Here is a 16,295-nt window from a genome sequence, read left to right as displayed (position 1 = left end):
CAAGGCTGAAAAGAAAAATAAATGTAGTTTTGCGCAATTTTTTAACACAAAAAGCTGGCACATTATGGCAAAATACTCGAATGAAGTTTCAAGAACCTTTAGTGAATACCTGCTTATCCCTGGTCTGACCGATAAAAACTGCAACCCGTCAAACGTTTCGTTAAAAGCACCGCTGGTCAGTTTCAAAAAAGGCGGACAGCCTGCGATGGAACTGAACATTCCCTTTGTTTCGGCAATCATGCAGTCGGTTTCTGACCACAACATGGCTATTGCCTTAGCCAGAAACGGAGGGCTCTCGTTCATTTTCGGTTCCCAGTCAATCGAAACACAGGCTGAGATGGTCCGCAAGGTGAAAAAATTCAAAGCAGGCTTCGTTGAAAGTGATTCAAACCTGACACCGGAGCATACGCTGCAGGATGTGCTGGAACTGGTGGAGAAAACCGGACATGCCACCCTGGGAGTTACCGAAGACGGAAGCCCAAACGGAAAGTTGCTTGGCATTGTCACCAGCCGCGATTATCGTCCCAGCCGCGACGCGATGGATAAAAAAATCAAAGATTTCATGACCCCCTTCGAAAAACTGATTACCGGTCAACTCGGAATCAGCCTGAACGAAGCCAATGATATCATTTGGGACCACAAACTCAACAGTTTACCAATTATTGATAAAGAGCAAAAACTGCATTTTTTTGTTTTCAGGAAAGATTATGAAAGCCACAAAGAACACCCGAACGAGTTTTCGGATGCCAATAAAAAGCTGATGGTTGGCGCCGGAATCAACAGCCGCGACTATAAAGAACGGGTCCCGGCCCTGGTTGACGCGGGAGTGGATATCCTTTGTGTTGATTCGTCTGACGGTTTTTCGGTTTGGCAGCGCGAAACCATCGAATACGTCAGAAAAAAATATAAAGGAACAGTCAGGATCGGGGCCGGAAACGTGGTCGATCGCGACGGTTTCCTGTATTTGGCCGAAGCAGGGGCCGACTTCATCAAGGTAGGCATTGGAGGCGGCTCCATTTGTATTACCCGCGAGCAAAAAGGAATTGGCCGCGGACAGGCGACCGCGATTATCGAAGTTGCCGCTGCCCGGGATGAATATTTCGAAAAAACAGGCATTTACGTCCCCATCTGTTCTGACGGCGGCATTGTACAGGACTACCACATGGTACTGGCCCTGGCGATGGGCGCCGATTTTCTGATGATGGGCCGTTACTTCGCCCGTTTCGACGAAAGCCCCACCCGTAAGTTGATGGTGAACAACCGTTATGTAAAGGAATACTGGGGCGAAGGCTCAAACCGGGCCCGCAACTGGCAGCGTTACGACATGGGCGGCAGTGAAAATCTGAAATTTGAAGAAGGGGTCGACAGCTACGTGCCTTACGCCGGAAAACTGAAAGATAACCTGGATATCACCTTAGGCAAAATTAAATCGACCATGTGCAGTTGCGGATCAATCAGTATTCCAGAACTGAAAGAAAAAGCAAAAATCACCCTGGTGTCGGCAACCAGCATTGTAGAAGGCGGCGCACATGATGTCATTCTGAAAGACGCGAATATGTAACGAAAGCGAATTATATTTTCTTGAAATATTCCCGGGCCGCATTACAAACGGGGCATCGGTAATCTTCCGGTAAATCTTCAAAAGGTGTTCCGGGAGGAATTCCCGATGCCGGGTCGCCGACTTCCGGATCATAGGTATACCCGCAAATTACGCAAGTGCGCTTAGCTCCCACTTCCTTATGTGATTGTGATTGTGATTGTGATTGTGACTCCGCTCCCCTTTTCTCTTCTTCCAGCTTATCACGTTCCAGATAGGTAGGCGAGTTTTTGGGCGACAGCATTTTGTATTTTTCCCGGTAATCAGCATAGGTCAGCGGGGACTCATCTGCAACGATATCGCTGTCGACAACCTCCCCGATCATCAGCCAATGCGAACCTAAATCGCTTTCTTCCCTAATCTCGCAGTCGAACCAGGCAACCGCCTCGTTCAATACAATGGGAACACCTGTTTTGGCGGTGGTCAGTGTTCGGTTTGCAAACTTGTCCAGATCGCTACCCGACATAAAGCCAAAATCGCCAATCAGTTTTACATCGAGCTCTTGTCTTAAAACCGAAACCGAAAAAGCCCCTGCTTTCCGTATGATCTCAGCACTTTCATTGTTTTTATGACAGGAAATGGCAACCAGGGGCGGTTGTGAAGTAACCTGAAAAACCGTGTTGGCAATATAGCCTGTTTTCTTTCCCTCGAACTCCGACGCCACCAGGTATAAGCCATAGGATAATTTGTGAAATGCCCGTAACTTCATAGGATTACTTTTTTTGAGGATTATTTTTCAATAGCGGATTCCCGTTGTTTTTGATGAACCCGCTTAAAGGTCTGAATATTTTCCCTCATCTGCAAACCCGTTCGTGACTGCACACTTCAGGTACGCGGCCAAAATAAACATGATCAGCCTGAGCTTTCTCATTTTTATCCTGCTCAATTTTCCCATTCTTTCCGACTTATTTCGGAATGTTTATCTTTGTTTTCACTGAAAACTTTAAAAATAACAAGATAATGACAGGAAAAATCAGTATTTTATTTTTTGCCGCCTTGCTTGCGGCGGGGCAGGGAATCGCCTGCACCAATTTCTTAATTACCAAAGGCGCTTCGGCCGATGGCTCAACCATGATTACCTATGCAGCCGATTCGCATACCCTGTACGGCGAACTATACTACCAACCGGCTATGGACCATCCGGATGGCGCCATGCGCAACATTTACGAATGGGATACGGGCAAGTTCATGGGACGCATCCCTCAGCCTGCGCACACTTACAGTGTTGTTGGAAATATGAATGAATTTCAGCTGGCCATTGGCGAAACAACTTTTGGCGGACGAAAAGAACTGGCCACGCAGCCATCAGCCATCATGGATTACGGAAGCCTGATATACGTGGCCCTGCAACGCGCAAAAACGGCCCGCGAAGCGATTGAAGTAATGACCAGCCTGGTTGAGGAATATGGCTACGCCAGCTCGGGCGAATCGTTTTCGATTGCCGACCCCGAAGAAGTCTGGATTCTGGAGATGATTGGCAAAGGCGAAGGCGAAAAAGGAGCCGTATGGGTGGCACAACGTATTCCCGACGGCTACATCAGCGGCCACGCCAACCAAGCCCGCATTACCACCTTCCCGCTTAACGACAAGGAAAATTGTATTTATTCAAAAGATGTGATTTCATTTGCGCGCGAAAAAGGTTGGTTCGACGGGGTCAATAAAGACTTTAGCTTTTCGGATGTTTATGCGCCGCTTGATTTTGGCGCAGCCCGTTTTTGCGAGGCCCGGGTTTGGGCCGGGTTCAACAAAGTGGCTTCAGGCATGACGCCCTATACGGCCTACGCCAAAGGTTTGATTGAATACGAAAATGAAAACAAATTCGCCTCGAACCGTATGCCGTTATGGGTTAAGCCCGACAAAAAACTGAACGTGAAAGATGTGATGGAGATGATGCGCGACCACTTTGAAGGAACCGAACTGGATATGACCCAGGATTTGGGTGCCGGTCCGTACCGCTTGCCGTATCGCTGGAGAGGATTGACCTGGCAGGTTGACTCGGTTGACTATTGCAACGAACGGGCCATTTCGACCCAGCAAACCGGCTTCTCGTTTGTCACCCAATCCCGCTCGTGGCTGCCCAACCCGATTGGCGGCATCTTATGGTTTGGCGTTGACGACACCTACAGCACCTGCTACGTCCCGATTTACTGCGGAATTACCGAAATTCCCGAATGCTTCCGCGAGGGCAACGGCGACCTGCTTACCTACTCCGGAACATCCGCCTTTTGGACCTTCAATAAAGTAACCAACTTTGCCTACCTCATGTACGATGTGATGATTAAGCACATCCGGGAAACCCAGGCGCAACTCGAAAGCAAATTTATCGCTTACACACCGGCTGTCGATCAGGCTGCCAAATTTTTATTCGAAACAGAAGGAGAACAAAAAGCGCGGGCATTTTTAACCCAATACTCGGTTAATGAATCAAACAACATGACCGCAGAATGGGAAAAATTGTTTCAGTACCTGTTAATCAAATACATTGACGGGAATGTCAAAAAGGAAAAAGACGGTAAATTTGAACGAAATGAATACGGTTTACCCGCCAATCCGGAGCATCCCGGTTATCCTCAATGGTGGTACGATGCGATTGTAAGAAGCACCGGCGATCATTTCAAGGTGAAAGATAGCGGAGGGCACTAACAGGCCGCTGAACGGGCTAATTGATTTTCTTTCAATATAATTCGGAAGAAAGTTTTGATGACATTGATTTTTTATTACTTTTGCGCAAAATTTTTGCAATCTCTTACACGCGAAAATGTGTAATATTGCCCTAAAACTTAAAGAAAATGGATTTAATTAAAGTTGCAGAAAACGCATTCGTCGTTGAAAATGAACTGCCAAAATTTGGCGCCGGCGATACCATCACTGTTCACTATAAAATTAAAGAAGGGAACAAAGAGCGTATTCAGGATTTCCGAGGTGTAGTGATCCAGGTGAAAGGAACAGGCGTTACCAAAACATTTACCGTTCGTAAAATGTCAGGAAACGTTGGTGTTGAACGTATTTTCCCGCTCTCCTCTCCTTTTATCGATGGAATTGAAATCAACAAAAAAGGTAATGTACGTCGCAAACGGATTTTCTACCTGCGTGGTCTTACCGGTAAAAAAGCCAGGATCAAAGAAAAAAGAGTTTAAAAAAACTTTGATGATATTTAAAAGGCCTCCGGATTCGGGGGCCTTTTTTTATAAATTGCATCAACGTTTCTTGACAAAAATCAACGATTATCCTGTAAAATAAGGTTTAATTTACTCAAAAAAAGTAACAGCATGGCCTTTCTTCAAAAAGAAAAACTATTCACACTGAGGTGGTTTAAAGAATATAGCTTTATCACCATTGGCGCTTTTATTCTGGCGGTTGGTTTTGTTTTTTTTATCTCGCCTCACAAGATTGTTCCGGGAGGCGTATATGGCATCGCCATTATGGTCCATTACCTCACCAAGGGAATGTTCTCTTTTTGGCCCGAGGGGATTCCCATTGGTCTGTTTGGCCTGATCCTGAATATCCCGCTAACCATTGCCGGCATAAAGATACTGGGTCCCCGCTTTGGTGTTAAAACGGTAATCGGCTTTGTGCTGTCGTCTGTTTTTATGGATCTGATTACCTACCTGCGTGTCGATGGCGAAGCCCCCTTGGTACCCGATGTGCTGCTTTCGTGCGTTTTCGGCGGGGTGTTGATTGGCTTCGGACTCGGGCTCATTTTCAAATCAAGAGCCACTTCCGGCGGTTCGGACATTATTGCCATGATTATCGCCAAATATTCAGGCATTCAGCTCGGACAACTGATGATCTATGTCGATTCGGCCATTGTTTTGCTTAGCCTGGTGGCATTCCAGGACTGGCAAATCCCGCTGTACTCCTGGCTGGTCATTTACATCACCGGTAAAGCCATCGACATCACCATTGAAGGAGTGGATTACAATAAAGCCTTGTTTATTATATCCGATAAACACGAAGATATTAAACAAAAGATTTTAGTTGATCTTGAACGCGGCGGCACTTATTTTCATGGCAAAGGAATGTTCACCGACGATGAAAAGCAAATTATTTTTACGATTGTCAGCCGGCGCGAAATGACGATACTGGAACAGTTTATCAGTCAAATTGATCCCGATGCCTTCATTACAGTAATGGATACCCGTGAAATTTTGGGTGAAGGATTCCAGTCGCTGAAAATGAAACTGGATTCTTAAGATTAATTAACTTCCGACGAAGTTTGCACGAATATTCTTCCTGTTTTTATAATTTTGACTGTATCAGCCAAAATCAAATAATCGATCAACGGGAATCATGAAACGTTTACTTCTTATCTTTTTTTTCCTTCTGACCCTATCCGAACTTTCTGCACAGAAAGTAGGATTGGTATTGAGTGGCGGAGGGGCCAAAGGCCTCGCCCACATTGGCGTTATCCGGGCGCTGGAAGAAAACAACATCCCGATCGATTATATTTCGGGGACATCAATGGGCGCCATTGTTGGCGGTTTGTATGCAGCCGGTTTTTCAACCGACGAAATGGAAGAACTTTTTAAATCCGACCAGTTCAAATTCTGGTCAACCGGCAAAATCCAGGAAGAGTACCGCTATTTCTTTCAGAAACCCGAAGAAACGCCCTCGTGGCTTAGCCTCGACCTCGAACGAAGGGAAAATAAGCTGAAAATCCTGCTCCCGACCAATCTGATTCCTGAAGAGCAAATGGATTTCGCGTTTATGGAGTTATTCGCGGCCACCAACGCGGTTTGCAATTATGATTTCGACCGGTTATTCGTTCCTTTCCTGTGCATTGCCACCGATGTTTACAACAACAAAGAGGTCGAATTGAGAACAGGCGATTTAGGCGAAGCCATACGGGCTTCCATGACTTTTCCATTCTATTTTAAACCTATTGTGATTGACGGCGTTCTGGTTTTCGATGGAGGGATTGTCAACAATTTCCCGGTAAAAAATACCGTGGAAGCATTTCAACCCGACATCATTATCGGACATAAAGTTGCCAACGACTTGCGAAAACCCAACGAAGACGATGTGATGGCCCAGCTGGAAAATATGATTATGCAGAAAACCGACTATGAAGTACCGGAAGACAAAGGGATTTTGCTCGAAACAACTTTCAGCAATGTAGGCCTGCTGGATTTTAATAAAATTGACCTCATCAGTCAGGCCGGGTACCGCAAGGCCCAAAGTGTAATCGACAGCATCAAATCGCGAATTCCCAGAAGAGTCAGCCTGGAAGAAATTCGGGAGAGAAGAAAAGAATTTAACGCCCAAAAACCAAACCTGAAGTTCCAAAACATCCAGGTTGAAGGCATATCCGAACATCTGCAGCGGCGATACATTATTCAAAGCATCAAACGCCGGTCGAACATCATCGGGCTGGAGGAACTGAGGAAAGAATATTTCAAACTGATTGCCGATCCGCAACTCAAATCGCTTCGGCCGGTCTCAATTTATAACGAAGAAAGCGATGTTTTCGACCTCCACATGAAAGCCAGGCATGGCAAACCACTCGAAATTAAATTTGGAGGAAATGTTTCGACCAAACCAATCAACCAGGGTTTTCTCAGCCTCGATTACCGTTTTTTTAAAAACAGGGCCTATACCCTGAGTTCCAATATTTATTTCGGACGTTTTTACAGTTCATTTAATACCGGTGCGAGAATTGACTTCCCGTCGCAGCTTCCTTTTTATATTTCGGGCAACATCACCTATAACCGGTGGGATTACTACTCCACCAGCAATGAATTCTTTTTTGAGGATGTGTTGCCGCCCTTTATGATCAAAGATGAGAACAACGTCCGCCTGGAAGTGGGTTTTCCAATGGGAACCAAAGGGAAGCTGATGCTGGGATCGAGTTATTCGCGGGCAACGGACGAGTACAACCTGGACGACGAAATCCGCAGTACCGAAAACGCCGACCGAACAAATGTCGACGCCTTTGCAGCCAGAATCAACTTCGAAAAAAATTCGTTTAATTACAAACAGTATCCCACCGAAGGCATTTCATCCTACCTGGGCTTAACCTATGTCGACGGCACCGAGCAATTCAGACCCGGAATCCTTTCCGAAGGGTTTCCCAGAGGCCATTACAACCACCGGTTTTACCTGCTGAGAGGCACCTACGACAAATACATTAAATTTAACAAGCATTTTTCAATCGGCTTATTGGGAGAAGGCGTTTACAGCAACAAGCATGTATTTAACAATTACAGGGCAACCCTGTTGAGCGCGCCGGCCTTTATGCCCACTCCGTACAGCCAAACCTTTATTGTTGATGATTTCAGAGCCACAAAATACGTGGCTTCGGGCCTAAAAACCATCATCAACTTATCCGATCAGTTCCACATCCGCGCCGAAGCTTACGGTTTTCTTCCGCTTAAAACCATTGATAAAACCGAAGATAAAAGAGCCGTATACGGAAACCCATCGGGAGAGTCCGTTAGGTTTATGGGTACCGGGGCATTGGTATACCACTCCGGGCTGGGCCCGATTAGCCTGACGGCCAACTACTTCGATAAAGATGACAAAAACCTGTACTTCGTATTAAGTTTTGGCTATATCATTTTCAACAAACGAGGTTATTAAGAAACTGCTCTTTCCCGAAAAACCACATTAACTATATACAAAAAGAACAGCTGTATGCTCAGGATGATCCGATCCTAAAAATACAGCTGTTTTTATACGATTGACGAGTAAAAGCCGACTGGTATTGTAGGCTTCGGTTTGCTATTTCTTTTGATAAAAGCGCACCCAGTCTACTTCGAAATAATGCGGCAGATTCTCAATATGATCAACCACGATCGAATTAATGTTCAACTTCATGGGCTTATCCGGAACTTGTTGTTCCAGGGTGTAAACCTTCCGGTTATTGATCTTCCAGGTGATCTTCCCTTGCTCCCACTCCATCCTGAAAATATAGAAATGTCCAACCTTCAGGCCCGACAATGGTTCGAAGTAATTTTTACCATTTCCGGTAGCATAACCCAAACGGCACACTTTACCACACTCCAGCAGGTTCAAACGGGCTTCATTTTTATCATCAGACAGGTAAAAAACGTCGACCAGCTGGCTTTTGGGCTGAAATTTAATTTTCGCTTCGAGAATACCAAAATGGGCATCAAAAGCAACATTGTTCAGCAAGCCGGAAGAATAGTCAAATTTTTCTGCTTTAAAGCCCAAAGGCAGGTTCCAGACCAACGATTCGGTTTTCTCACGCTTCACAACCACCTGAAGATGATTATTCCTGATCTGAACATTTTTACCATCGGTATACGCGTGTAAATCGCCTTGTTTCGAAAAATTCGTCCCAACGGTTTTCCGGGCTACAGGCGAAATGACCTGCCACTTCGCCGGGTCCAGTTCATTCCCGTCAAAGCGGTCTTCGAACACTAAATCCCAATTTCTGAAAAACGCAAACGCATTCGATTCTTTATATTTCAGGTAGTTCTGAATGCCGCGATCCTTCTTTAACCGCTGATAGGTTTGTTCCTTTTGCTGAATCGTTGATTCCAGAAGTTTTCTCTCTTCCTGGCTGCCCTCAAAATTTTTCGATTTTATTCCGGCTTTATCCTTCTTAAAATTGGGTGAATTGACGTATTGATCCAATTCCATGTACTGCATCAGATCATCAGACTGTTGTACTTTCACAAAACTTTGGTAGTCAGCCCAAAGTTTATCACGATTGACTTCAACTTTATCGGTATTATTTAACCCCTTAAAAGTTTTAAGAAAAAATAGCTTGAATGACATAGCTTCCGGTTTATTAAAACGAAATTAAAAATAATATTAAAAAATATACTCGTTCACTTTTTTTTTGTTCTGCCGAAAAAGATTAATTTCATCACCAAAATTCTTAAAAATTGTTATCGATATGAAAGGTAAAAGAATCTTATTTTCAGTTTTACTGATCTTTAGCATTTTCCTCTCCATATCCGGCTATTCCCAGAATTTCTTTAATACTGACTATGATCCGGCCAAATCGTACATTTTGATGACCAATCCCACAGTCAGTAACATCGAAAAGATCAAATACCTGGTAGATAACCATCTGTTATTTGTTGGTGAAACGGAATTTATCGGGATTTATTTTTATGCCGAGAAATATGATTATTCACAATCGATCCGTTACATCCGGGACAACAATCTTGAAAAATTTCATTTACAACGACTTACAGGCACTTTATCGAAGGATAATATTTTTGAACCCAACGATTTTACCAACAATTTTGATATCATGTTCAGTCAAACCAAAGGTGTTTTTCTTTTTGGAGGACCGGACATTCAACCGGACATTTACGGCGAAGAAAAAACGTATTCCGTGATTACTGACCCTGACAGGCATTTATTTGAAGTTTCATTCGCTTTCCACCTGCTGGGAAGCAATAAAAACCCAAATTTCACGCCGTTTCTTGAACGTAATCCCAAGTTCTTCGTCATTGGTTTCTGTCTGGGCATGCAAACCATGAATGTGGCTACCGGCGGCACCCTGATCCAGGACATCCCGGCTGAGCTGTACAATGCCACCAACCCGCAAAGCACCGTTCAAATTGATCCGGATAACATGCACCGCAACTATTGGCAGGAGATTTTTGACAACCCGCAACTTATGGCAGTCAGCTTTCATCCGCTCCGGCTCGAAATTGGCGGATTCTTTATGAAAGACCTTAAATGGAAATCAAATATATCGCCTCCCGTATTGAGTTCTCATCATCAGGCTGTTGAAAACCTGAGCGACTGTTGGGAAGTTACCGCCCGATCGATGGATGGAAAAGTCATTGAAGGCTTCAGACATAAAAAATATCCGAACGTGATCGGGGTACAGTTTCATCCCGAAATTCCGGAATTATTTTCACCTGGCCCCCAATACCGCTTTTCTCCCCGCGATAACATGCAAAGTTATTACGAACGAATCGGGAAAGACGGTCTGAAATTTCACAAACAGTTCTGGAAAAGAATATCCAAAATGGTCAATTGATCTATTCCTCTTTTATTTCTTCATACTTCTTCAAAAAGTTCTATTTTTGCAACTCAAATTTTCAACATGGGCTTTTTAGAAGAAATTAAACGGAGACGAACGTTTGGGATTGTCAGTCACCCCGATGCCGGAAAAACAACGCTGACCGAAAAATTATTACTTTTTGGTGGAGCCATCCGCGTTGCAGGCGCCGTGAAAAGCAACAAAATAAAAAAAGGGGCAACATCGGACTTTATGGAGATTGAGCGCCAGCGCGGAATTTCGGTGGCCACCTCGGTGATGGGCTTCGAATACCGCGGCTACAAGGTAAACATTCTCGACACGCCCGGCCACCAGGATTTTCAGGAAGATACCTTTCGCACCCTCACTGCGGTCGACAGCGTCATTATTGTTATCGATTCGGCCAAAGGGGTCGAACCTCAAACCGAAAAACTCATGAACGTGTGCCGGATGCGGAAAACTCCGGTGATTGTATTCATCAATAAACTCGACCGTCCCGCACGCGACACCTTTTCCTTACTCGACGAAATTGAAGATCAGCTAAAAATAAAAACCCGTCCTCTAAGCTGGCCCATCAACAGCGGGCCCGATTTTAAAGGGGTTTATAATATATACAAACGCAGCCTCAACCTGTTTAATGCCAATGTTCAGGAAATTGAAGAAGGCTTTTTGTTTGAAGACATCAACGACCCGGAACTTGAAAAGCACATTGGCAACGATGCGGTAAACCTTCGTGAAGAACTGGAACTGGTTGACGGCGTATATCCTGAATTTAATACCGAAGAGTACATGAAAGGCGAATTGGCCCCGGTATTTTTCGGAAGCGCTCTGTATAATTTCGGGGTACAGGAGTTATTGGACGCTTTTGTCGAAATTGCCCCGCCACCACGGCCAAGTTATACGGAAGAGCGTGAAATTAAACCGGAAGAAAACGATTTTTCGGGTTTTGTATTTAAAATACATGCCAACATCGACCCGAACCACCGCAGCCGGATTGCTTTCGTGAAAGTTTGCTCGGGTAAGTTTGAGCGCAACAGTATTTACAAGCATATCCGCTCAGGAAAAACAATCCGTATTTCGAGCCCAACAGCATTCATGGCCGCCCAAAAAGAAGTGATCGACGAAGCTTACCCGGGCGATATCATCGGGGTACCCGATACCGGGAACTTCATTATCGGCGATACGCTGACTTCGGGCGAGGAAGTTCACTTTAAAGGATTGCCCAGTTTTAGCCCCGAACTGTTCCGCTATATTGAAAATGCCGATCCCATGAAGTCTAAACAATTGGCCAAAGGGGTCGACCAATTAATGGAAGAAGGTGTCGCCCAGCTGTTTACCAGCCAGTTTAACGGACGAAAGATTATCGGAACGGTTGGTCAGCTCCAGTTTGAAGTCATCCAATACCGCCTCGAACACGAATACAACGCCAAATGCCGGTTCGAAAACATGCCGATGCACAAAGCCTGCTGGATTGAGTGCGATGACAAGAAAGTACTGGCCGAATTTAAAAAACGCAAACATCAGAAAATGGCCGTTGATAAACGCGGACGGGATGTTTTTATGGCCGATTCCGCTTTCATTTTACAGATGACCAGGGATGAATTTAAAGACATTAAATTTCATTTCACGAGTGAATTTTAAGTCCTCCTTTTTATTCCTATATTCGTAGTAAACAAATTAGCGGGCATGACGGAATTCTATCAATCAGATTTGTTTTCATACCTGGTACTCCCTTTGTTAATTATCGTCGCGCGAATCAGCGATGTGACCATCGGTACCTTACGGATTGTCATGGTTTCCAAAGGACAGAAGCTGATTGCCCCGGTCCTCGGCTTTTTTGAGGTTGTTATCTGGCTGATTACCATGAGTAAAATCATTCAGAACATCGAAAACTGGGTGGCCTACATTGCTTATGGCTTAGGTTTTGCCGCCGGAAATTACATCGGTTTGATTCTGGAGGAAAAATTGGCAGTAGGCATCGTTCAACTCCAAATTATCACCCGTGCCAATGCCGATAACCTGATTGCCAAACTGAAAGCAAAAGGTTACGGAATTACTTATCACGAAGCACACGGCGCCACCGAACGGGTCGCCGTCATATATTCGATCATTAAACGATCGGATCTGCCGGTTGTCATCGAAATTATCCGTTCCTACAATCCCAAGGCCTTCTATTCGATTGAAGATGTAAAGTTTGTGAGCAAAGGCGTTCAGTCGCTCCTCTCTCCCGCCAGAACGTGGCGTAAAGGCAAATAAAAAAAACACTCTTTGCTTATCGTTTCTTAAATAAAATTGTGATCTTTGTCATACTTTAAAACTTCTCATTAATAAAGGCACTTACAAAATTTATAAACACATGTTTAAGATTCAGACCTTAAATAAGATTGATCCCGTCGGGCTAAAAAATTTCCCGCTGGACCAATATGAAATTGCCAGTGAGTTCCAGAATCCTGATGCAATTATCGTCAGAAGCCAGGTAATGCACGACATGGAATTACCCAAAAGCTTAAGGGCCATTGCGCGGGCAGGAGCCGGAGTAAACAATATCCCCGTTGAAAAATGTACACAAAACGGAATTGTGGTCTTCAATACCCCGGGAGCAAATGCTCATGCCGTTAAAGAACTGGTTATTGCAGGCTTGTTGCTGTCGTCGCGCGGCATTGCCCAATCTATTGAGTGGGCAAAAACCCTGATTGGTAAAGGCGGCGAAGTTCCGGCTCTTGTCGAAGCCGGGAAGAAAAACTTCGGAGGAAATGAAATTCGCGGAAAAACACTTGCAGTTATTGGTTTGGGAGCCATTGGAGTATTAATTGCCAATGCCGCCCAGTCATTAGGAATGGAAGTGTTGGGATATGACCCCTACATCTCGGTAAAACAAGCCTGGAGATTGAGCCGCAATGTAAAACGTGCCGAAGGTATCGAGGTGTTGCTGTCGCAAGCCGATTACGTATCAATCAACATCCCGCAGACACCCGAAACAACAGGTTACATCAATAAAGACAAGATCAAAATGATGAAACCCGGCGTGCGTATCCTCAATTTTGCCCGCGGGGGCCTGGTCAACACGGCCGACATAAAAGAAGCGCTTGAATCAGGCAAAGTCGGCTGTTATGTCACCGATTTCCCGGATGAAGAAATCTTAAAAATGAAAAACGTCATTGCCATTCCGCACCTGGGAGCTTCCACCGAAGAATCGGAAACCAACTGCGCCGTTATGGCAGTTGACCAGGTACGCGAGTACCTTGAAAAAGGCAACATCGTTAACTCGGTTAACTTTCCCGAAGCCGAAATGGAACGTAATGGCGGGCCCCGCATTGTTATTGCCAACAAAAACGTTCCCAATATGGTGAGCCAGATTTCCAGCATACTGGCATCAGAAGGACTGAATATTGCCAACATGCTCAACAAAAACAAAGCAGATATCGCCTATAACATTATTGATATTGACGGAACAGCCCCCTCTGCCGGACTGACAGAAAAGTTGTCGTCTGTCGAAGGAATCATTATGGTCCGCATCCTTCCGTAATGCTACCAAACCTAGAATATAACGATACCGGTATGTAAAACGCGTCTGCGAAACTTACCGGTATCTTTCTTTTAACCGTCCTTTATCTGGAAAATATTTTATTTTTGCATGCAATGTCATCAATCGAAAGATATAATTCTGGCAAAAAATTAAAAAAATCATGAGTAACAAGTTGATTGAAAAAGCAGCAGATAATATTCGTATTCTTTCGGCTGCTATGGTTGAAAAAGCAAAATCCGGCCATCCTGGTGGTGCCATGGGCGGAGCTGATTTTGTTAGTGTTTTATATGCTGAGTTTCTGAATTACGATCCAAGTGATATGACCTGGATCAACCGCGACCGGTTTTTCCTGGATCCCGGACATATGTCTCCGATGCTGTATTCCATCCTCACCCTTACCGGGAACTACAACATGGACGACCTGAAAAATTTCAGACAATGGGGAAGCGTAACCCCCGGACACCCTGAAGTTGACGCATCCCGCGGAGTTGAAAACACTTCCGGACCGCTCGGACAAGGCCATACGATGGCGGTGGGCGCCGCCATCGCCGAACGTTTCCTGACTGAACGTTTTGGAGAATGGATGTCGCACAAAACATACGCTTTCATTTCGGATGGGGGCGTTCAGGAAGAAATCTCACAAGGAGCCGGTCGTATTGCCGGGTACCTGGGACTGAGTAACCTGATCATGTTCTATGATTCGAACGACATTCAGCTTTCAACCGAAACCAAAGAAGTCACGGCTGAAGATACAGCAAAAAAATACGAAGCCTGGGGCTGGAAAGTCATCACCATCGAAGGCAACGAGGTAGAGCAAATCCGTGCAGCCCTGAAAGCGGCAAACGCTGAAACGGAAAAACCAACGCTGATTATCGGTAAAACCATCATGGGTAAAGGCGCCCTTACCGCTACCGGCGAAAACTACGAACGCAAATGCGCCACCCACGGGATGCCGCTTGGAGAAGCCGGCGCCTCACTCGAGAAAACAATTCTGAACCTGGGCGGAGACCCTGAAAATGCGTTCACTGTTTTCGACGAGGTGCGGGAACTTTTCAATACGCGGAAAGATGAGTTGATTAAAGCTGCCGCGGAGAAAAAAGCAGCCCAGGCTGAATGGGCCAAAAACAATCCGGAACTGGCTGCCAAACTTCAAAAATTCTTTTCAAAAGAAACTCCCGACTTTGATTTCAGCAAAATTGAACAAAAAGCCGGGATTGCCACCCGAGCCGCTTCGTCCAACGTATTGGCCGCTTTTGCCGGTCAGCTTGAAAACATGATCGTTTCGTCGGCCGACTTATCCAACTCGGATAAAACCGATGGCTTCCTGAAAAAAACCACAGCTTTCAAAAAAGGCGACTTCAGCGGGGCATTTCTTCAGGCCGGTGTTTGCGAATTAACGATGGCCTGTTTGATGAACGGAATGGCCCTGCACGGCGGAGTCATCCCGGTGTGCGGAACATTCTTCGTTTTCTCAGACTATATGAAACCGGCGGTACGCCTGGCTGCACTGATGCAACTGCCGGTGAAATATGTCTGGACACACGACGCTTTCCGTGTTGGCGAAGACGGCCCTACCCACCAGCCGGTAGAGCAGGAGGCCCAAATCCGCCTGATGGAAAAACTGAAAAACCACCACGGTCAGAATTCAATGCTTGTGCTCCGGCCGGCCGACGCTGAAGAAACAACCGTTTCTTGGAAGATGGCTTTGGAAAACTCTGCTGCGCCAACGGCACTGATCCTCTCACGTCAGAACATTAAAAACCTGCCTGCCAAAGCCGACCGGTATACCGAAGCCTTACAGGCTGAAAAGGGAGCATACATTGTTACCGACTGCGAAGGAACACCCGATGTTATTTTACTGGCCAGCGGGTCGGAAGTAAGCACCTTGCTTTCAGGGGCGGAATTACTGGAAAAGGACGGAGTAAGATGCCGGATCGTTTCGGTTCCGTCTGAAGGACTGTTCCGCAGTCAAAGCAAAGAATACCAAAAATCGGTACTTCCGTGCGGTGTGAAAAAATTCGGTCTGACAGCAGGATTGCCTGTAACACTTGAAGGCCTGGTTGGAGCCGACGGCCATGTGTTTGGCATGGAATCCTTCGGTTTCTCGGCGCCTTATACCGTACTGGATGAAAAACTTGGATTTACCGGACAGAATGTTTACAATCAGGTAAAAGCCTTGCTAGCTTAATAACACATTACAACAA

At 45.4% G+C, this 16,295-nt stretch carries 12 protein-coding genes; 10 read left to right on the top strand and 2 right to left on the bottom strand.

What is annotated here, in order from left to right; all coding sequences use genetic code 11:
- Positions 1 to 64 precede the first annotated feature (64 nt).
- On the top strand, positions 65 to 1,561 hold the full coding sequence (locus tag ACOIT5_RS17090) for an IMP dehydrogenase (protein ID WP_423127373.1): 1,497 nt from the start codon (positions 65 to 67) through the stop codon (positions 1,559 to 1,561).
- Between the two features lie 10 nt (positions 1,562 to 1,571).
- On the opposite strand, the gene ACOIT5_RS17085 is transcribed toward ACOIT5_RS17090, so the two are convergent.
- Positions 1,572 to 2,306: a flavin reductase gene (locus ACOIT5_RS17085; RefSeq protein ID WP_423127372.1), complete on the bottom strand. Its 735-nt coding sequence runs from the start codon at positions 2,304 to 2,306 to the stop codon at positions 1,572 to 1,574.
- Between the two features lie 251 nt (positions 2,307 to 2,557).
- Between ACOIT5_RS17085 and ACOIT5_RS17080 the strand changes: the two genes are divergently transcribed.
- From ACOIT5_RS17080 to ACOIT5_RS17065, 4 genes are all read left to right on the top strand, one after another.
- Positions 2,558 to 4,240 (top strand): dipeptidase, encoded by a 1,683-nt coding sequence (locus tag ACOIT5_RS17080; protein WP_423127371.1) that lies wholly within the window; start codon positions 2,558 to 2,560, stop codon positions 4,238 to 4,240.
- A 146-nt stretch (positions 4,241 to 4,386) separates the two neighbouring features.
- Positions 4,387 to 4,734, top strand: coding sequence for a 50S ribosomal protein L19 (gene rplS, locus ACOIT5_RS17075; RefSeq protein ID WP_423127370.1), 348 nt, complete (start codon positions 4,387 to 4,389; stop codon positions 4,732 to 4,734).
- Positions 4,735 to 4,866: 132 nt separating this feature from the next.
- A complete protein-coding gene (locus ACOIT5_RS17070; protein ID WP_423127369.1) occupies positions 4,867 to 5,790 on the top strand; it encodes a YitT family protein in 924 nt (307 codons plus the stop codon).
- A 97-nt stretch (positions 5,791 to 5,887) separates the two neighbouring features.
- Positions 5,888 to 8,176: a patatin-like phospholipase family protein gene (locus ACOIT5_RS17065; protein WP_423127368.1), complete on the top strand. Its 2,289-nt coding sequence runs from the start codon at positions 5,888 to 5,890 to the stop codon at positions 8,174 to 8,176.
- Positions 8,177 to 8,317: 141 nt separating this feature from the next.
- On the opposite strand, the gene ACOIT5_RS17060 is transcribed toward ACOIT5_RS17065, so the two are convergent.
- Positions 8,318 to 9,340 (bottom strand): glycoside hydrolase family 16 protein, encoded by a 1,023-nt coding sequence (locus ACOIT5_RS17060; RefSeq protein ID WP_423127367.1) that lies wholly within the window; start codon positions 9,338 to 9,340, stop codon positions 8,318 to 8,320.
- 121 nt (positions 9,341 to 9,461) lie between these two features.
- Between ACOIT5_RS17060 and ACOIT5_RS17055 the strand changes: the two genes are divergently transcribed.
- From ACOIT5_RS17055 to ACOIT5_RS17035, 5 genes are all read left to right on the top strand, one after another.
- Complete coding sequence (locus tag ACOIT5_RS17055) at positions 9,462 to 10,565, top strand: gamma-glutamyl-gamma-aminobutyrate hydrolase family protein (RefSeq protein WP_423127366.1); 1,104 nt, start codon at positions 9,462 to 9,464, stop codon at positions 10,563 to 10,565.
- A 66-nt stretch (positions 10,566 to 10,631) separates the two neighbouring features.
- Complete coding sequence (locus ACOIT5_RS17050) at positions 10,632 to 12,206, top strand: peptide chain release factor 3 (RefSeq protein ID WP_423127365.1); 1,575 nt, start codon at positions 10,632 to 10,634, stop codon at positions 12,204 to 12,206.
- A 45-nt stretch (positions 12,207 to 12,251) separates the two neighbouring features.
- Positions 12,252 to 12,821 carry a DUF2179 domain-containing protein gene (locus tag ACOIT5_RS17045; RefSeq protein WP_423127364.1) on the top strand — a complete coding sequence of 190 codons (570 nt, stop codon included), beginning with the start codon at positions 12,252 to 12,254 and terminating at the stop codon, positions 12,819 to 12,821.
- A 100-nt stretch (positions 12,822 to 12,921) separates the two neighbouring features.
- Complete coding sequence (locus tag ACOIT5_RS17040) at positions 12,922 to 14,091, top strand: phosphoglycerate dehydrogenase (RefSeq protein ID WP_423127363.1); 1,170 nt, start codon at positions 12,922 to 12,924, stop codon at positions 14,089 to 14,091.
- A gap of 160 nt (positions 14,092 to 14,251) precedes the next feature.
- The gene (locus tag ACOIT5_RS17035; RefSeq protein WP_423127362.1) at positions 14,252 to 16,279 is read left to right on the top strand and encodes a transketolase family protein; all 2,028 of its coding nucleotides are present in this window, start codon (positions 14,252 to 14,254) and stop codon (positions 16,277 to 16,279) included.
- Positions 16,280 to 16,295 lie beyond the last annotated feature (16 nt).

This window comes from Gaoshiqia hydrogeniformans, from assembly GCF_049347105.1.
GTDB classification, from domain to species: domain Bacteria; phylum Bacteroidota; class Bacteroidia; order Bacteroidales; family Prolixibacteraceae; genus Gaoshiqia; species Gaoshiqia hydrogeniformans.
The sequence above is the reverse complement of the archived record's forward strand: the minus strand, read 5'-3'. Positions and strand labels throughout refer to the sequence as shown.

Bases quoted from the DNA above. Each gene is read 5' to 3' on its own strand.
- ACOIT5_RS17085 (WP_423127372.1), bottom strand. From the start codon at position 2,306: ATGAAGTTACGGGCATTTCACAAATTATCCTATGGCTTATACCTGGTG.
- rplS (WP_423127370.1), top strand. From the start codon at position 4,387: ATGGATTTAATTAAAGTTGCAGAAAACGCATTCGTCGTTGAAAATGAA.
- ACOIT5_RS17050 (WP_423127365.1), top strand. From the start codon at position 10,632: ATGGGCTTTTTAGAAGAAATTAAACGGAGACGAACGTTTGGGATTGTC.
- ACOIT5_RS17065 (WP_423127368.1), top strand. From the start codon at position 5,888: ATGAAACGTTTACTTCTTATCTTTTTTTTCCTTCTGACCCTATCCGAA.
- ACOIT5_RS17055 (WP_423127366.1), top strand. From the start codon at position 9,462: ATGAAAGGTAAAAGAATCTTATTTTCAGTTTTACTGATCTTTAGCATT.
- ACOIT5_RS17090 (WP_423127373.1), top strand. From the start codon at position 65: ATGGCAAAATACTCGAATGAAGTTTCAAGAACCTTTAGTGAATACCTG.
- ACOIT5_RS17040 (WP_423127363.1), top strand. From the start codon at position 12,922: ATGTTTAAGATTCAGACCTTAAATAAGATTGATCCCGTCGGGCTAAAA.
- ACOIT5_RS17035 (WP_423127362.1), top strand. From the start codon at position 14,252: ATGAGTAACAAGTTGATTGAAAAAGCAGCAGATAATATTCGTATTCTT.
- ACOIT5_RS17045 (WP_423127364.1), top strand. From the start codon at position 12,252: ATGACGGAATTCTATCAATCAGATTTGTTTTCATACCTGGTACTCCCT.
- ACOIT5_RS17070 (WP_423127369.1), top strand. From the start codon at position 4,867: ATGGCCTTTCTTCAAAAAGAAAAACTATTCACACTGAGGTGGTTTAAA.
- ACOIT5_RS17060 (WP_423127367.1), bottom strand. From the start codon at position 9,340: ATGTCATTCAAGCTATTTTTTCTTAAAACTTTTAAGGGGTTAAATAAT.
- ACOIT5_RS17080 (WP_423127371.1), top strand. From the start codon at position 2,558: ATGACAGGAAAAATCAGTATTTTATTTTTTGCCGCCTTGCTTGCGGCG.